Source organism: Streptomyces sp. CLV115, from assembly GCF_038448545.1.
GTDB lineage: Bacteria > Actinomycetota > Actinomycetes > Streptomycetales > Streptomycetaceae > Streptomyces > Streptomyces sanglieri.
This window is the reverse complement of record NZ_JBCEWQ010000022.1, coordinates 17568-34451: the sequence shown is the minus strand read 5'-3', so window position 1 is coordinate 34451 and position 16884 is coordinate 17568. Positions and strand designations below refer to the sequence as shown.

Sequence of the window (16884 nt, the reverse complement as noted above, 5' to 3'; positions counted from 1 at the left end):
CATGACGGCCACGAGCGTGCGAGGCATCGACCACATCGGGGTCACGGTCCCCGACCTGGAGACCGCGACCCTCTTCCTCACGAGGGCCTTCGGCGCCGAGGTGCTCTACGACACCCTGCGCCGCCAGGACGGACCCAGCGGCGGCCCCGACGTCGAACGGCGGCTCGGCGTCCCGGCGGGCACCCAGCAACTGGCGATCAGGATGCTGGCCCTGCCCGGCGGCGGTCCGGGCATCGAGCTCTTCGAGTTCCAGGGCCCCCGCCGCGAACCCCCGGTGCTGCCCTGCGACTTCGGCTGGCAGCACGTGGCGCTGTACGCGGACGACCTGGACGCGGCCGTCCGGGACTGCGTGGCCGCGGGCGCCTCGCTGCTCGCCGACGCGCAGCCGCTGCCGGGCCCCGAGGAGGGGGAGCACAACCGGTTCGCGTATCTGCGCACCCCCTGGGGCAGCACCCTGCAACTCCTGACATACCCGGACCCCCAGCCGTGGGAGCGCACCGCCCCACGACGGAGCGCCGGTGCCTGGCCGACCGACCCGGCCCGGCCGGCCGCTACTGGTTGAGCTCGGCGAGCACCCGCAGGGTGTGCGGGTCCGGCGCCGTCACCAGCAGATCGGTGACCGGCCCCTTGCGCCACAACTCCAGGCGCTCCGCGATCCGTTCACGCGGACCGACGAGCGAGATCTCGTCCGCGAACGCGTCCGGCACCGCCAGCACCGCCTCCTCCTTGCGCCCTTCGAGGAACAGCCGCTGGATCCGCCGCGCCTCCTCCTCGAACCCCATCCGCGCCATCAGATCCGCGTGGAAGTTACGGGCCGCGTGGCCCATTCCCCCGATGTAGAAGCCGAGCATCGCCTTCACCGGCAGCAGCCCCTCCGCGACGTCGTCGCAGACCCGGGCCCGGGCCATCGGCGCGATCACGAATCCGTCGGGCAGGTCCGTGAGCGAGGCCTCGTACACATCGGTGCGCATCGGGGACCAGTACAGCGGCAGCCAGCCGTCCGCGATCCGGGTCGTCTGCGCGATGTTCCTCGGCCCCTCCGCCCCGAGCAGCACGGGCAGCCCCGGCCGCAGCGGATGGGTGATCGGCTTCAGCGGCCTGCCCAGCCCGGTGGCGTCCGGACCGCCGTACGGGTGGGAGTGGAACCGGCCGTCCAGCTCCACCGGGGCCTCGCGGCGCAGTACTTGGCGGATGACGTCGACGTACTCCCGGGTCGCGGTCAGCGGGCTCTTCGGGAACGGCCGTCCGTACCAGCCCTCCACCACCTGCGGGCCGGACAGACCGAGGCCGAGCATCATCCGGCCGCCGGAGAGATGGTCGAGGGTGAGGGCGTGCATGGCGGTGGCGGTCGGGGTGCGCGCCGCCATCTGCGCGATGCCGGTGCCCAGCAGGATCCGGGAGGTGTGCGCGGCGATCCAGGTCAGCGGGGTGAAGGCGTCCGATCCCCAGGCCTCCGCCGTCCACACCGACGCGTACCCCAGCGCCTCGGCCTCCCTGGCCAGCTCCAGGTGGGCGGGGTTCGGGCCCCGGCCCCAGTATCCGAGCGCGAGTCCGAGCCGCATGTCCGCCGCCTCCCCATAGTTCTGACGATTCGTCAGAAAGTCAGGTACGGACGGAGGGTACGGCAGCGGCCCCCCACCCGGAAGGGGTGGAGGGCCGCTGCCGTACTGCCTGTGGCGGGCTCAGCCGCGCTGGATGCCCGTCGTGTCCTGGAGTACACCGCGACGGCCGTCCTGGGTCTGGGCGATGAGGCCCGGACCGCGCTGCTCCACCGCGAGGTACCAGGTGCCGGGCGCCAGTTCGGCGATCGGCGACGGCGAACCGTCCTCCCCGTACAGCGGGCGGGCCACCGGCACCGCGAACCAGAACGGCGTGAAGTCACCGGCCGGCGCACCGCCCGCGTCGGGAGCCTTCGGGGCGTGCCCCTGGGGCTGCGGCTCCGGCTGACCGGGCTGCGGCTGCGCACCGTAGGGCTGCTGCTGACCCGGCTGGCCACCGTACGAGGGCTGCTGCTGGCCCGGGTAGCCGTATCCCTGACCGGGCTGCGGCTGACCGCCGTACTGCGGCTGCACAGCGGGAGAGGCCGAGGCGCTCACCAGCGGGGCCTTGAGTGCGGGGACCAGCGGGGTGGCGATCGCGCCGCCCGCGAGCACGATCGTGGCCAGCAGGCCGAGGATCATTCCGGCGCCCGTGTCGCTGGCGTCGATGGTCGTCCAGAAGGCCGTCCACAGCGCGAAGACGCAGAAGGCGGCACCGAATTGACCGAGGTCGAGACCGACGACCTTCCGGGCCGGCATGGAACGGCCGACAATGACCAGCGCCGCACCGATGATCCCGGCCAGATAGACGCTCATCAGCAGCCCGAGCGAGTCCCAGGCGTTCGGGGCGTTGTAGTTGGAGCAGCTGATGCCCGAGGGGCAGTCGAAGCCGAAGAGGTCGAGGAATGAGGCGATGAACAGCACGACCGCTGCTCCGATCACCACGCCGTCGCCTCGGGAGAGGGAGCGGATATTCACGTGAAGGTCCTTAGTCGGTCGTCTCGTCGGGGCGGTCGTCGCTGCCGCCTGTACGGGTACAGCGGGTACGGCACGAAGCTCGGGGCGGCCCCCATCGTACGGATGAATCTATCGTCTGACCGTACGGGTTGTGTTCCTGCCCGGACGCCGGACACACATCCCCCCAATTTCGCCTCAGAACTACCTCTCGCTACCCGTTGAGGTAGCTGCTGATGCCATCGGCGATGCCCTGTGCCGCCTTCTGGCGCCAGCTCGCGCTGGTGAGCAGAGCGGCGTCCTTCGGATCACGCATATTGCCGCATTCGATGAACACTTTGGGCACGGTCGACAAATTCAGTCCGCCCAGGTCCTTTCGGATGTCCAACCCGCTATTGCCGCCGATGTAATTGGAAGGCGCACTTCCGGTATCGCGGACGAAGAGTCCGGCGATCCTGGTGCCGAGGTCGCGCGACGGCTCGACGATCTTCGAGGTGTCCGCCTTACCGCCCCGCACCAGCCCGGGAAGGATCACATGGAAGCCGCGGTTGCCGACCGCGGAACCGTCCGCGTGCACCGAGACCACCGCGTCGGCCCGCGCCTCGTTGCCGATCCGGGCCCGCTCGTCGACGCACGGCCCGTACGCGCGGTCGTTGTCGTACGTCAGCACGACCTTCGCACCCTGCTTCTGGAGGAGAGCGCGCAGCCGGTGCGACACATCGAGGGTGAACTGTGCCTCCGCGTAACCGGAGTTGGTGGACGTCCCGGTGGTGTCGCACTCCTTGTGCGTGGTGCCGATGTCCACCTGGCGGTTGATCTCGCCGGTGTGCAGATGGTTGTTCGGGTTGTGCCCGGGGTCGATGACGACGGTCTTGCCGGACAGCGGCCCGGTGGCCCCGCCGCCCGCCGGCTTCGCGGCGGGCGTGGGGGATGCGGACGTCTTCGTCCTCTGCGGCGCCGGGGCGCTCTTCGACGGCGGCGGCGCGGAGGTACCGCCGCCGCCCTGCCGGGGCTCGGCCCGCGTCCCGCCGCTGTCGTCGCCCGCGCCGCAGCCCGCGGCGGTCAGGCACACGGCGGCGAACGCGGTGGCGGCGAGCAGGGACCGGCGGCGCCGGGTGGGGGGAACACTCTCGTCGTACGGCACCACGCGATGCTATCCGGGCCTCTGGACGGCCGCCCTCAGATGCCCGTTCCGGTACGCCGCAGCACCCGCAGCGAATCCGTCACCGAGACCTCGGTGAACGCCCCGGACTCCAGTGCCCGCAGATAGACGCGGTACGGGGCCTGACCGCCGTGCGCGGGGTCCGGGAACACGTCGTGGATCACCAGCAGCCCTCCCTCGGCCACATGCGGCGCCCAGCCCTCGTAGTCGCCGTTCGCGTGCTCGTCGGTGTGACCTCCGTCGATGAAGACGAACCCGAGCTTCCCGCCCCAGACCGCCGCGACCTGCGGAGACCGCCCGACCAGCGCCACGACGTGGTCCTCCAGACCCGCCGCGTGCAGGGTCCGGCGGAAGGTCGGCAGTGTGTCCATCCGCCCGACCTCCGGATCCACCACGGTCGGGTCGTGGTACTCCCAGCCCGGCTGCTGCTCCTCGCTGCCGCGGTGGTGGTCGACGGTGAGCGCGGTCACCCCGGCCGCCCGCGCGACATCGGCGAGCAGGATCGTGGAGCGCCCGCAGTACGTGCCGACCTCCAGGACGGGCAGCCCCAGCGCGGCGGCCTCGGCGGCTGCCGCGTACAGCGCGAGTCCCTCACCCACCGGCATGAAGCCCTTGGCGGCCTGGAAGGCGGCGAGAATCTCGGGCGACGGCTCGACGACGGACTCGGCGGGCACGGGTTCCTCCTGGTGGGGACGGTGGTCGGGGGTGCGCGTTTCGACGGCGCCCCATCGTGCCGTACGCCCCCGCCGAAGGTGTCGGCGGGGGCGTACGGCCCGCTCGACGACCCAGGCGCCGGCTTCAGGTCTCTTCGTACGGCCGTGAGCCCGACTGTCACAGGCGCGCAGTACGGTCGCCCCATGGCAGCCGTGATCGACCTGACGCTTGACTGCGCGGACGCACAACTCCTCGCCGCTTTCTGGAAGACGGCCCTCGGCTATGTCGACGAGCCGCCGCCGGCCCCCTTCAGGACGCGCGCGGAGTGGTTCGCGTCCTTCGACCTGCCGGAGGACGACTCCGTGGACGACGGGGCGTGGCTCTGCGATCCCGACGGCGTCGGCCCCCGCCTGGGCATCCTCAGGGTTCCCGAGCCCAAGACGGCGAAGAACCGGCTGCACATCGACGTTCGAGTGCCGGGACACGGCAGTCCGGACGAGAGATGGGCACGGATCGAGGCGGAGTCCGAACGCCTGGTGCGGGCGGGCGGGAGCGTCCTGGAGAAGTTCGACGGGCACCACGTGATGATGGCGGACCCGGAGGGCAACGAGTTCTGCGTCGCCGCAGCGCCTGTGTGACGGGCCGGTGGCGCCGGGCCCGGCCCGCAGGGCCGTACGCCCCCGCCGGACACGGTGTGTGCTCGGCAGCGGCGTACGAGGGGTGAGCCCGGGGCGGGGCCGGTCGGCGGGGCCGGGACGTCGGCAGGTCTGCCGGAGGCGGGTCATGACGCCGAGGCGTGCTGTTGCCGGACGCCTCGTGGATCCCGGCGTCACCCCCGCGGCGCCCCCGCGAGCCGCCCCCGCGCGGCGGCCTGGATCGGGGAGGGCCCGATCGCCCACTGGAAGGTGCGTCCGACGGCCGTCGCCAGCGGCCGGTCCCAGCCGGTGCGGACGAGGGCCGGGCGGTGGATGCCGAGTTCGGTGCGGGCCCAGTCGGGGAGGAGCCCGGCCGAGGCGTTCGTGAGCAGGCGTACGACCAGCCGTTCCCGTCGTGTGCGTCCGAAGCCGCGGAGGAACAGTACCGAGTCCAACGCGGCCGGAGTCGCGTGGAGTCGGGGGCGCAGCCGGGCCAGGTAGCGCTCGGCTTCGAGGGATGTGCGCGGTACGTTCCGTGCGCCCAGCGCCTCGGCCATGGGGGCGGCCTGGCGGTAATAGGCGTCGCACTCGGCGGGGGTCAGCCGGAGCGGCCGGGGTGCGTAGGTCTGGTGGCCGGCGAGGAAGCTGCGTACCTCGGCGGTGTGCACCCAGGTGAGCAGATCGGGGTCGTCCGCGCGGTACGGCCGGCCGTCGGGGGCGGTGCCGTGCACCCGGGTGTGGATCCGGCGCACGAGGTCGATCACCTCGCGGGCGGCGGCCGAGGAGCCGAAGGTGGTCGTGGTGATGAACCGTACGGTTCCATTCAGCCGCCCGACCGGATCGGCGCGGAAGTCGGAGTGCTGGTCGACCCCTGCCATGGCCAGCGGATGCAGCGACTGGAGCATGAGCGCGGCGAACCCGCCGGTGAGCATCCCGGTGGCCTGCCCGTGCACCCGCCACACCGGATCCCCCGGCGCGATCCCGAACAGCCCGGGATCACCCGGTGGCCCGGCGTACCGCTCCAGCCTGAGCTCCCCGCCGTGCATGGTCGCCGTGAGTTCCGTCGCGATCCGTTTCCGCAGTCCCACCGGCACCTCCAGGGTTCCCTTCCCTCAGCCGAGGGTACCGACCCGCCCGGCGAGCACGGCCACGAGAATGAGCAGTCCGCACAGCGGATTGGTCGCGAACGCCCGCCCGCAGGCCACGGCATCCGCAGGGTCGGCCCGCCACACCTGCCATCCCAACTGCCCCGCGACCACGCACAGTCCGGGCCAGTACAGCGGCCCGAGCCCGGCCACGGTCCCGAACGCGACGAGCAGCACCACGCACCCCGCGTACGCGCCGCCCACCAGCACCCGGCTGCGCCGCCCCAGCAGTACGGCGGCCGACCGCACCCCGGCCCGCACATCGGCCTCCCGGTCCTGGCAGGCGTAGACCACGTCCGTACCCACGGCCCAGCAGATCAGCGCCCCGTACAGCACCCCGCCCCCGAGCCCGATCCCTCCGGTGAGCAGGACGTACACCAGCGGCACCGTCCAGTTGATGGTGATCCCCAGCCATACGTGCGGCCAGTGGGTGAACCGCTTCAGGTACGGATACACCGCCGCGAGGGGCGCCCCGGCCGCCGCCCACACCACGGCCTCCACACTCCAGAACCCCATCACCAGCGGAGCGACGGCCCCCACCACGACACACAGCACCAGGGCCCGCCCGGCCGCCAGCCGTCCGGAGGCGACGGGCCGCCCCGCCGTACGCGGCACCTGCGCGTCGAACCGTGCGTCCAGCACATCGTTGAGGCCGCAGGCGGCCCCCCTCGACAGCACCCCGTACACCAGGAGCAGCAGCCCGAGCAGGCCCCCGTCCCGGGGCCCGGCGATCGCTCCCAGGGCTATCCATCCGGGCACCACCAGCAGCCAGGACCCCACCGGCCGGTCCAGCCGCAGCAACTCCAGATAGGGCCGCACCCCGGAAGGGGTCCGCCCCACCAGCCGGGCGGCACGGCCCTGGGCCGGGACTCGATTCGGGGTTCGGGCCGGGGCCTGTGGGGCGGCGGTCATACCGATTCATGCCCCTTTCCAGGGGGATCGCGTGCCGATCGGTCCAACCTAAGGGCTGTCCCGCAATTCCTGGCGGGCGTGCGACGACAGCTACGGCACCTCGCCGCGTTGTCGGAACGTCCACATACATCCAGTATGTGGACGTCCCTCCGCCTTGCGATGCACCGCATCTGACGCCGCACGCTGTTCCACCAGGAATTGCGGGACAGCCCTTAGCCGACAGGCGAGGGGGCGACCCCGGCCAGGACTTCTGGTCCCAGCCGGGACGACGATCGTGGTGCCGCCGCCGGATCGCGTCTTCGACGTACCTGACAGAGTGGACGCCTCCGTATCCCGACTGCGCAAGGTCACGGCAGCCGGCGACTACACCTACTACGTCGACATCGCCACCGCCATGGGCGGCCTGCCCCAGCTTGCGAACAGCGCCGTCCAGTGGCTGGAGGACCCCCACACCGTCCGGCAGCGCTGACGCGACCTGGTCACCGCCCGCCAAGGCCACCTGCGCGGGACTCAGTTACGGAACAGGAGACCATCGGTCCCGGTCGGAGCAGGCAGGTTCACCAGCTGCACTCGCAATTGCACGCGATCACGAGGCTGTTTGCGGCTGCGGCACCAGACACCGTCTCGGCGTGGGCCGGGCCGGCAGTGGACAGGAAGGCACCGGTCAATACGGCGGCGAGCAAACCAGCCGTACGCAACTTTCGCAAGATGGACATTGGTTACGCTCCTCAGTCTGCGCTGTAGGCACTGCGCGCTCTGGTAGAGGCATTCGCAGCTGCTCAGGTTCCCGTCGCCCCGGACGCCTGCCTTTCAGCGCACAGATCGCCTCGGCCTGCGGCCGGTCCGGGGGGGTGCCCCTATGTCTTTGGTCAAGGTGGTCGGGTGGCGCTCTGTCCGCCATGAGCGATGAGGCGTGTGTGGAAGAGCGGGTCGGCCAGGGATGCGAACGCGGCGAGGAAGAAGACCCGTTTGAGCTGCTTGTTTCCCCTGCGGGAGGGCTGTTCGCCGCAGATCGAGGACCCCGAGCTCCGGGTCGCGGGGGCGAGTCCGCGTAGGCGGCGAGGTGGCCGGCGGTCGGGAAGGTCCTGCCGTCGCCGACCTCGACCAGGATGCGGGCCCCGGTCCTGACTCCGACTCCCGGCATGGATGTCAGGACCTTCGAAAGGGGGGTGGGCCTCCAGCAGTTGCTCGATCCGAGCGGCCAGTAGCTTGCGCTGGTCAAGCACGGCGGCCAGCGAGGCGGCCAGGCTCGGAACGATCAGCGCAGCCGCCTCGGTGCCTGGAACGACGACGGTCCGCTCGTCCAGTGCGGCAAAGATGTCCTCGACCAGCCGCTCGGCCATCCTCGGAGCCTTCGGCCGTAACCGGGTGACCAGACGTCGCCGTCCGGCCTTGCGAATCTGAGCTGGTGACCCGAACCGTTCCAGCAGCGTGAGGACGGCCGGGTGCTGCATCCGCGGCCCCAGCACCCGCTCCAGCGAAGGAAGGATGGATCTGGGCCAGCAGGCCGTGGAGCCGGTTCGCGACCCGGGTCGCTTCGCCTGCCAGGTCGTCATCGAACCCGACGATCATCTCCAACTCGGCGATCGTCCCGTCCTCGCCGTCGACGGCCCGCAGCATGTGAGGCGTCGCCCGGGACGCGTCCGCGATGATGAACGCGTCCTTCGCGTCTGTCCTGGCCTCGCCCGGGTAGAGGTCGGCGATCCGCCGCATCGTCAGGCCCGGAAGACAGGCGACCGGGCAGCCCATGTCCCTCGCGACGGCCAGTGGCAGGGCGCCGATCGAGGCCGGCTGATCGACCACGACCAGCACCGTTCCGTGCTTGGCCCCCAGCTTCGCGAACGGCTCGTGGAGTTTCGGCTCGGTGTTGGGCAGCCGTTTGTCGAAGGCTTTCTTCCTGGTCGGAGTGACGGCGGTGGCGTGGTGTTCGCCCTTGCCGACATCCAGGCCGAGAAGGACGTCGATGGTGCTGGCGTCGATCACGTGCAGGCCCCTCCGTCACGATTTCGTCCGGCCTTGCCTCGGCACCGAGCTGCCACATCCACGTTACGGAGAGCTCTTCCGGCCTGGGTGAAGCCGGTGCTCAAGCCCCTCATCAGCGGTCCGTCGATGCCTCCGGGCCCGGTGACACCCCCCCGGATCATCAACCGCAACAAGGGGGGAAGTCATGCCGGACCCGAAGGCCGGAGGCCCCATTGTGGAGCCACGAAAAAGGTGACGGGGGGCGGAACGAAATTGTCGTCTGGGCGTGTAACTCCGCAACAGGAGACCTGGTAATCGCATGTCGGATCAGTCTTGCGGAATTTGGTTTTCCACTTGTCTTCGCAGGGTTAATGGGTGACCAAATGGCTAGGGCATTCGATGTGGTCCCAGTAGGGGAATTCCTCTGGACGGTCCAGGGTTGCGGCCCCGGCTTCCTTGTCCTTTTTTGCCTGGGGCCCGCAACTGGATTTTCAGTGACTGCCCTTTATGGTCCAGTCGATGCCACTTCACGGGCGGTTCCGGCGGCTTCCACACGCGTTCTTCCGTCGCAGCGAACAGCATGGTGGTGAGGGGGTCACCTGAACTTCGCTGGAAGGATCGCTATGGCTACCGGCAAGATCTCCACAGTCGCAGGGACGGGACAGCGGGGGCTGGACAAGGAGCACGATGCCGTCAAGGCCCGGCTGAACGCTCCGGGAGGGCTCGCGGTGGACGCTGCTGGAACCCTCTACATCGCCGACACCCAGAATCACCAGGTCCGGAAAGTGGTCGGCGGTGCCATCTCCACCGTTGCGGAAGGCTTTTCCTTCCCAACCGGGCTGGCGATCGACAGCCTGGGAAATCTCTATGTCGCCGACGCTGGGCACAACCAGATCCGGAAGATATCCCCAGCCGGAGTGGTCACCACCATTGCGGGCAACGGAAAGGAAGGGAATTCCGGCGACGGGCAGAGTGCCGTGGAAGCCGAGTTGAATCAGCCGGAGGGGGTGGCAGTGGACAAGGCGGGAAACGTCTACCTCACCGACACCGGGAACGACCAGGTGCGGAAGGCCTCCAACGGGGTCATCGCGTTCGTCACCGACAAGAACGTCGGGGGCGAGGGCTGCCTTTCGGTTCCCACGGGCATCGCCGTGGACAGTATGGGCAACATCTACTTCTCCAGCACGAACACGTCTCAGGTGCTGAAGTTCTCCACGACCGGCGAGACGACCGAGGTCACCAGACACATCGCCTGGCCCAAGGGGCTGACGCTGGTCAAGGACGGAGACGAGTACGTCGCCGGGTGGGGCGAAGAACGGGTCTGCGAGATCTCCGGGGGCCAGGTCACCCCGGTGGCCGGTACCGGCAAGTCCGGCTACGACGGCGACGACAAGGACGCCCTGACGGCCAAGCTCAGCGAACCGGAAGCCGTGGCCGTGGACGCCGCAGGAAACTTCTACATCGCGGAATCCATGAACCACCGTGTGCGCAAGGTGACGGTCGCGGCCCATGGACCGCAAACCGGCGTGTGAGGGGCCTGTCGAGCCGCTTCATCCGCCCGAGGTGAGCTGTCGACGCGTATGACGCGTGTGGCTCGTACGAACGAGTGGGAGCCGGGCAGGACCCGGCGGCGCTTCCGGCCGATGTGGTCGGGGGCGCCGGCGCGGTCGGCCGCGTCCGGCCGGGGGAACTCAGGGGAGCGCCGGACAGCGACCGGGCATCAGGGGAACCCGTGTCCCGCCTGGCGACGCTTTCGCTTTCGTGCGCGCCGCTGTCCCGGTCCACAGCTCGGCCGAGTCGCGATCATGACGGGCCTGACCGACTCTGTGGCCGTGGCGGCGCGGGATCACGGCGCGGCGTCCACACCGGTCCCGAGCAGGACGCTCGACATCGATCCTGAAGGAGAAGCATGGGCACGCCCGAGTACGTCGGCTACTTTCCAGCGTGGGGGATCTACGGCAGGAAGTTCCACATCAAGGATCTCCACGACAACGGCACCGCGGAGTGCCTGACGATTCTGAACTACGCGTTCGAGAACATCTCGTCGGACACCAAGTACAACCCCGGCTTCAAGTGCTTCGAATCGATCAAGCTGAACACCGCGGAGAGCGACAACAACGCCGATGGCAGCAAGGACGCCGGGGACGCGTGGGCGGACTACCTGTGCGCCTTCGGCCCCGGCGAGAACCTGGACGGGGTTCAGCAGCAGGCGGAGGCCAAGACCCTCATGGGGAACTTCTACCAGCTGAAAAAGCTCAAGGAGAAGCACCCCAACCTCAAGGTCCTTGTCAGCCTCGGAGGCTGGACGTACTCCAGGAACTGGTCCGAAGCGGCCAAGACCGACGACACCAGGAAGGCGCTCGTCTCGTCGTGCATCGACCTGTTCATCAAGGGAAACCTGCCCACGAAGATCTTCGACAAGACGGAGATGAAGGACCACTTCGGGGGCGCCGGCGTGGCGGCGGGTATCTTCGACGGCGTCGACCTCGACTGGGAGTGGCCCGCCTGTGATCTCGGGCTCCACGGGAACCACTTCGACCCGAAGAACGACAAGACGAACCTTGTCGCGCTGCTCAAGGAGTTCCGCACCCAACTCGACGCGCTCGACCAGAAGCAGGCCCGCGGCGGAAAGTACCTGCTGACCATGTTCCTCCCCGCCGGGCCGGACGTGCTGACGGCCGGCTGGGACGTGGACGGCGTGATGCAGAACCTCGACTACGGCAACCTGCAGGGCTACGACTACCACGGGCCGTTCGGGGGATCCGAGAACAAGACCAACCACCAGTCCCAGTACGCGGACTCGGCGGCGAACGCCCTCTCGGTGGAGCGGGCTCTCGCGCCATGGATCGCGAAGGAGGAACACAAGAAGAAGATCCTCTTCGGGATCCCGTTCTACAGCCGCGGCTGGGAGAAGGTGAAGGACGACCCGCAGCACCCGGACGGGCTCGGCTGCGAGGCGACGGCTGCGGTGCGCACGACGAAGAAGGACAAGGACGGCATCCCCGACTCGAACGACGTGAGCGGAAACCCGTGGAAGGCGAAGTGGCAGGCGGGCGTCAACGACTACCGTGACGTCGCCGGGCTGACCGCGTACGGCTTCACCCGCCACTGGGACGCGAACGCGCTCGTCGCCTATCTGTACGGCGAGGTGACCGACACCTTGACGCAGGACAAGATGAAGGTCTTCTGGACCCTGGACGACCGTCAAGCGGTGTACGAGAAGGCGAAGAAGGCCAAGGAATTGGGGATCGCCGGGGTGATGGCCTACTCCCTCGACGGGGACATGACGAAGACCGGCGATCTGTCCCGGAGTATCCGCGCCGGCCTGGACGGCAAGGACAACCCGGCCGGCGAGTAGGGGCCCGCGCGATGTCACGGCCTGAAGCCGCGTGCCCGGCTCCGCCCGTCCGGTTCCGCCCCGCCTTCGAATGCGAGCCCGAACGGGTGGAGCGTCAGCGGATGGCGTGGACGGGAACGTGCCGCCGGGTACCTCTGCTCACGTCATGCCAACCCCCTTAATGAAGGGATGAGTTCGTGAAGAGAGCCATGTTCGCTGCCGTGCTGACGGGAGGCCTGATCCTCAGCGGCGTAGCCGGTCCGGCCGCCCTGGTCGGCAGCGCCTCGGCGCAGGTACAGACCGCGTGCGGAACCCAGGCGTCCGACTATCTCGGTGCCACTTATCGGACCAGTGATCAGGACGTGCTCTACCGCTTGGGAGACGACGGCACCGTCTACTCCAACTACGGTGGGCAGATCGAGCACCCCTGGGGCAAGTGGCGGGTCACCGACAAGGGCCTGGAGGTCCAGGGCGGTGGCAGCCCCGTGTGGACGAGCACCTTCCGGGGGTGTGACAACGACTCCACGACTCCGTCCTTCCTGGTGTTCACTGGTGCGGGTGGTCACTACACCCTGGAATGGATCAAGGTCTGAGCCGAGTCCCGACAGGGATCCCCGCCGGGATTCCTGCCCGGACCGTCGACCGACTGCCGGGGCGGCAGCGGATCGGACCCCGCTCCACGACGCTGGAGCGGGGTCCTGGCCGTTCCCGTGGGAACCGCAGGGGGCTGTGCGCAGGAGGGAGCGGGTCGGCAGCGCCGGGTTCTGTAGGTCTATGTTGCGGTCTTGGCCTGCGGGCGACCAGACGCAGATAGAGGGCGTGGCGGGCCGGGTCGGTGGCCAGAACCGCCCCCTGAATGGAATTCCCGGCTCAGAACACTAGGAGTAGTGCTTGATCAGGAGGGCGCCGCCGACGACGATGAAGGCGAGGTTGATGAGTTCCTTGGCCGCGAAGACCAGTTCGCCGGCGTCGGGGGCCTGCAGCAGTCTTTGGTGGGTCATGGCCGTGGCGGCGGGCGGGACCGCGAGGAAGACGCGTCCGGTGGTGTAGTCGGCGTCCTTTCCCTTGCCGATCTCCAGCAGGGCCGAGCGCAGGTCCCAGATGACTCCCTTGAAGGTCAGCGCGATCGGGATCGGGTCTCCGGCCTTCACCAGCCGATCGAGGAGCTGCGCGATCCGGGCTTTGTTGGCAACCGCGACCATGACCGCGGTTCCGGCGCCCAGCACCAGGATGAGGAGGCCGGCCCAGAACCAGGTGTCGCGTCCGCTCGCCTCGAAGCCGAGTTCCATGACCACCATGCTGAGCAGCATGTTCGCGACCAGGGCCAGGGTGCCCAGGTACGGCAGTTCCTCGCCCTTCGCCTTTACCCAGGCACCGAAGTCGCTGATGGCGCACGGAACGACCTGCACGGTCTGCAGGATCGTGGCCACCAGCAGGATGTCGGAGGTGAAGTACGTGGCGGTCCGCCGCACTGCCGTCTGTGCCGGATCGGGCGTTTTCGGGGGGAAGGGCTGGGCTCCGTTTCCCTTGATCAAGCGGTAGATCAAGGTGACCGGCAGCGCGCCGAGCAGACAGACCACTCCGCTGACGGTCAGCGGGGCGTCCTTGTCGCCGGCCATTTCGGCGATCCACTTCCACAGCCTGCTCAGCAGCCCGGGATCCCGTGCGGCGTTCAGGGAGGTCTTCAGCTTGGCCAGGGCCTTGGACACCACGACGGCCAGCACCTGCGCCACGCCGTCCCCGAAGTCGAGGGCGGCCAGCGCCAGGTTCTTGAACGCGTCCAGGAGCGTGGCCAGGGTCTGGGCCTGGAGGTCGCCCGGTTTGGAGATGAGCCGCGCGAAGCCGTCCAGGAGTTCCTTCACTCCGGTGACGAACTTGTCCCCGGCCGTTTCGAGTTTGTCGGCGCAACTCTTCCAGGCGTCGTCGTCGATGATCTCCTCGTCGTTGCCCGCGAAGTCCGCTCCGGTGCCGATCGCCCTGTCCTGGAACCAGTTGAGGTGGGCGTTTCCTCCGCCGAGGTCGGCCAGTCTCGCCGCCCCGGTCACGGGGGTGCCCTGCTTCCCCTTGCCCGGCCAGGTGCCGACGCTCCCGGCAGTCTTTGCGCCCAGTTTGTCCTGGGCGTCCTGGAAGCTCTTCTCGACGTCCTTCTTCTGCTGCACGAACCAGTCGGCCGTCAGTTTGCCGACCTCGGCGACCGCCTTCTCGGCCTCGCCGAGCATCGTGTCGACGGACTGCTCGAAGGCCTTCTTGGTGTTCCAGATGGCGGGGAAGTCGAACCATGCCTTCAACCAGTCGACAACCTTGGCGAGCGCTGCTCCGATCAGGTCGAAAATCTTCCCGATGACCTTCCAGATCGCCTCGATCGTCTTCTTCAGCGAGGCCTTGAACTCCGTGTAGATCCCGTAGATCTCGGCACCCAGCGTGATCCATCCGGACGTCGCGTCGAAGGTGAGCTGCCGGAGCTCGACGGTCCCGTTGTGCAGTCCCTCGACCAGGTCTCCGGTCGCGATCCGGTTCTGCTCCCAGGAGTCGTCCGGGCTGACCTTCGCCTCTTCGGCGGTGAGTTCCCTGACGTCGAGCCTCGGGATGCCGTCGTCCGACCTGGTGACCGACAGATGGAAGCCGGGCGAGGCGTTCGAGGCGGGTTCGAACCAGTACGCGGCCAGCTTCCGCATCACCAAGGCCGCGGGCTTGGCTACCAGCGTGGGGTGTTCCTGAGCCAGGGGTGCCAACGGCTTGGCGGTCGGGCGGCCGCCCTGGCCGGGGACCTTTGCCTCCGCGAGCGCTTTTCCTTCGAAGTCGGGCAGGGCACCGGCCGGGTTAGTCAAATTGAGCCGCTTCTTCTTCGTGCCCTGCAAGTAGTCCTGGGTGTCCTGGGCGGGCCGCAGGGGGACACCGTCCTTCAGCCCGTCGACCTTGAGCACCAGGTTGGGTGCGGTCAACCGGTTCGGCGTCACAGCGATGGTGACCTTGCCGAAGGCGTCGGTGACCAGAGGCGTCGGCTTGTCCGTGATTTCCGTGACCTGGCCGCCGACCGTGATCTCGCCTTCGCTGCTGTCCGACGCGCGGGCCAGGGTGACGGCGTGCCGGGGCATGGGCGCACCGCACCGGTCGTAGACGGTGGCCTCCAGCCGGTAGCGGGTGACGTCCTTGACCCCTTCGGCGGGGTCGTGCACATGGACGCGGCGCCACAGGCCGGTGGCGCTGTCCTGGACGTCGAGCCGCAGCTCGTTCTTCGTCTCGTCCCCGGTCTCGGTGCCCGCCTCCGCCAGGAAGACGGTCGAGGTCTCCAGCGGTGAAGGGGGTGTGGCGACGGCGGCCAGGTCCTTCTGCAATGGGACCCCTGCGCTGCTGCCCTCGGAGGTCAGCCGGTACACCCAACAGGTGCGGTCGGTGTCGACGACGTAGATGTCGCGGCCGCCCTGGGCGGTGGGATGGGAGTCCACCCGCACGGTGCCTTTGGCGTGGAGCCGTCGGCCTGCCTTGATCCACTGGCCGTCGCAGACCGCGGTCCACAGGCCACCGTCGGGGTCGGTCACCAGGAACACGGCTTCCTGGCCCATGACGAAGCCGCCGACCACCTGCTTGGGCTGGAAGGGGAGCTCGGCGGTCTGGACGTTTCCCCCCGAGTCGTTCCCTTCCTGGAACAGGGCGCTCAACCCGCCCGACACCACTGCCGCGATTACGACGTATGTGTCCCGCAGGGCGACCGCCACGGTGAGTCCGTCAGGGACCTGCCCGAAGAACCCACTCACCACGTCGAACGCGTCGGACTTGAGCCACACACCCCCCGGGGCGTTGCGCACGGCGTACACCACGGGTTTCCCCGCGGCCGTATAGGTCGTGTCGATGGTGTCGAAGGCACCCTGAGGAGTCTCGGGAGGAGGGGGGACGGATACGACAGGCTCGGCCCACTGCGTACCGTCGTGGGACAGTTCGGAACTGAAGACCTGAGCGGCCGGTTTCCCGTACTGACTGGGGCTGACGACACAGAAGTGCGCGACCACCGTTCGGGTACCGTTCTCGGACCGCACGCTCACCGTGAGGTCCTTGAACGACCAGCCCGGCTGCTTGGCCTGTTCCTGGAGCCAGGACTCGAACGGCCGGGTGACCCGCCAGCCCGTCGCAGTGCCCAACGCGCGGGCTACATGCCTGATGTCGGGCACCGGACCCTGCCGGGGGCAGAAGACCAGGGCCTGGTGCCCGTCGGAGTCAGAACCGGCTGTTTCACCGGGATTGTGGAACGCCAGCACAGGCTTGTGCCGGGCGATGTCCACGACCACGGGAGTCCCCAGCACTACGTCCTGGCTCAGGACCTGGGTGACCTCGACCCGGTCCGGTTCGCGTCCCGCGATCCGCTCGTCCCGCCGTGTCGGCTGGTCGGTTTCCGGGCGTGCCATCATGAGCGGCTCCTGTCTCGGCTTACCCAGACATTAACCACTTCGCGGAGCTTCACCGGATTCCATCGGCTATGTGTCGTTTCGGGGCTACTGCACCCGTGGGACGCGGACGGCATCCTTGGCGCGGAGAACGGTGCCGCACCGGCAGTTGCCCGAGACCAACCGGACCCCGGCACCTCCCAGGG

General features: G+C 69.0%; 13 protein-coding genes and 1 pseudogene. 6 read left to right on the top strand and 8 right to left on the bottom strand.

Features of this window, described 5'->3' with window-relative positions; all coding sequences use genetic code 11:
- Position 1 precedes the first annotated feature (1 nt).
- A complete protein-coding gene (locus AADR41_RS11185; RefSeq protein WP_342281189.1) occupies positions 2–562 on the top strand; it encodes a VOC family protein in 561 nt (186 codons plus the stop codon).
- Here AADR41_RS11185 and AADR41_RS11180 read toward each other — a convergent pair.
- From AADR41_RS11180 to AADR41_RS11165, 4 genes are all read right to left on the bottom strand, one after another.
- Entirely contained in the window at positions 552–1562 is a 1011-nt protein-coding gene (locus tag AADR41_RS11180; RefSeq protein ID WP_342281188.1) for an LLM class F420-dependent oxidoreductase, read from the bottom strand. The two genes, AADR41_RS11185 and AADR41_RS11180, sit on opposite strands and share 11 nt — an antisense overlap.
- 120 nt (positions 1563–1682) lie before the next feature.
- Positions 1683–2516: a DUF5336 domain-containing protein gene (locus AADR41_RS11175; protein WP_342281187.1), complete on the bottom strand. Its 834-nt coding sequence runs from the start codon at positions 2514–2516 to the stop codon at positions 1683–1685.
- 190 nt (positions 2517–2706) lie between these two features.
- Positions 2707–3636, bottom strand: a complete 930-nt coding sequence (locus AADR41_RS11170) for an N-acetylmuramoyl-L-alanine amidase (RefSeq protein WP_342281186.1) — start codon at positions 3634–3636, stop codon at positions 2707–2709.
- 35 nt (positions 3637–3671) lie between these two features.
- Positions 3672–4259, bottom strand: a complete 588-nt coding sequence (locus AADR41_RS11165; protein WP_266500338.1) for a class I SAM-dependent methyltransferase — start codon at positions 4257–4259, stop codon at positions 3672–3674.
- Positions 4260–4511: 252 nt separating this feature from the next.
- Here AADR41_RS11165 and AADR41_RS11160 point away from each other — a divergent pair, with 252 nt between their 5' ends.
- Positions 4512–4946 (top strand): VOC family protein, encoded by a 435-nt coding sequence (locus AADR41_RS11160; RefSeq protein ID WP_342281185.1) that lies wholly within the window; start codon positions 4512–4514, stop codon positions 4944–4946.
- 191 nt (positions 4947–5137) lie between these two features.
- On the opposite strand, the gene AADR41_RS11155 is transcribed toward AADR41_RS11160, so the two are convergent.
- Together AADR41_RS11155 and AADR41_RS11150 are read right to left on the bottom strand one after the other, a co-directional pair.
- Entirely contained in the window at positions 5138–6031 is an 894-nt protein-coding gene (locus AADR41_RS11155; RefSeq protein WP_446751013.1) for an oxygenase MpaB family protein, read from the bottom strand.
- A 24-nt stretch (positions 6032–6055) separates the two neighbouring features.
- A complete protein-coding gene (locus AADR41_RS11150) occupies positions 6056–7000 on the bottom strand; it encodes a 4-hydroxybenzoate octaprenyltransferase (RefSeq protein ID WP_342281183.1) in 945 nt (314 codons plus the stop codon).
- A 316-nt stretch (positions 7001–7316) separates the two neighbouring features.
- On the opposite strand from AADR41_RS11150, the gene AADR41_RS11145 reads away from it, so the two are divergent.
- Positions 7317–7469 (top strand): hypothetical protein, encoded by a 153-nt coding sequence (locus AADR41_RS11145; RefSeq protein ID WP_342281182.1) that lies wholly within the window; start codon positions 7317–7319, stop codon positions 7467–7469.
- Between the two features lie 445 nt (positions 7470–7914).
- Here the strand turns inward: AADR41_RS11145 and AADR41_RS11140 are convergent.
- Positions 7915–8983, bottom strand: a pseudogene (locus AADR41_RS11140) (IS110 family transposase); the annotation flags it as partial.
- Between the two features lie 602 nt (positions 8984–9585).
- Between AADR41_RS11140 and AADR41_RS11135 the strand changes: the two are divergent.
- The 3 genes from AADR41_RS11135 (at position 9586) to AADR41_RS11125 (ending at position 12892) form a co-directional block, all read left to right on the top strand.
- Complete coding sequence (locus tag AADR41_RS11135; RefSeq protein ID WP_342281181.1) at positions 9586–10494, top strand: NHL domain-containing protein; 909 nt, start codon at positions 9586–9588, stop codon at positions 10492–10494.
- A gap of 377 nt (positions 10495–10871) precedes the next feature.
- A complete protein-coding gene (locus AADR41_RS11130; protein ID WP_342281180.1) occupies positions 10872–12320 on the top strand; it encodes a glycoside hydrolase family 18 protein in 1449 nt (482 codons plus the stop codon).
- A 176-nt stretch (positions 12321–12496) separates the two neighbouring features.
- Complete coding sequence (locus AADR41_RS11125; RefSeq protein ID WP_342281179.1) at positions 12497–12892, top strand: hypothetical protein; 396 nt, start codon at positions 12497–12499, stop codon at positions 12890–12892.
- 285 nt (positions 12893–13177) lie between these two features.
- Here the strand turns inward: AADR41_RS11125 and AADR41_RS11120 are convergent, their stop codons facing one another.
- The gene (locus AADR41_RS11120; protein WP_342281178.1) at positions 13178–16702 is read right to left on the bottom strand and encodes a hypothetical protein; all 3525 of its coding nucleotides are present in this window, start codon (positions 16700–16702) and stop codon (positions 13178–13180) included.
- Positions 16703–16884: the final 182 nt, after the last annotated feature.

Coding starts and splice junctions, on each gene's coding strand:
- AADR41_RS11185 (WP_342281189.1), top strand. CDS start 2: ATGACGGCCACGAGCGTGCGAGGCATCGACCACATCGGGGTCACGGTC.
- AADR41_RS11180 (WP_342281188.1), bottom strand. CDS start 1,562: ATGCGGCTCGGACTCGCGCTCGGATACTGGGGCCGGGGCCCGAACCCC.
- AADR41_RS11165 (WP_266500338.1), bottom strand. CDS start 4,259: ATGCCGGTGGGTGAGGGACTCGCGCTGTACGCGGCAGCCGCCGAGGCC.
- AADR41_RS11160 (WP_342281185.1), top strand. CDS start 4,512: ATGGCAGCCGTGATCGACCTGACGCTTGACTGCGCGGACGCACAACTC.
- AADR41_RS11150 (WP_342281183.1), bottom strand. CDS start 7,000: ATGACCGCCGCCCCACAGGCCCCGGCCCGAACCCCGAATCGAGTCCCG.
- AADR41_RS11135 (WP_342281181.1), top strand. CDS start 9,586: ATGGCTACCGGCAAGATCTCCACAGTCGCAGGGACGGGACAGCGGGGG.
- AADR41_RS11130 (WP_342281180.1), top strand. CDS start 10,872: ATGGGCACGCCCGAGTACGTCGGCTACTTTCCAGCGTGGGGGATCTAC.
- AADR41_RS11120 (WP_342281178.1), bottom strand. CDS start 16,702: ATGATGGCACGCCCGGAAACCGACCAGCCGACACGGCGGGACGAGCGG.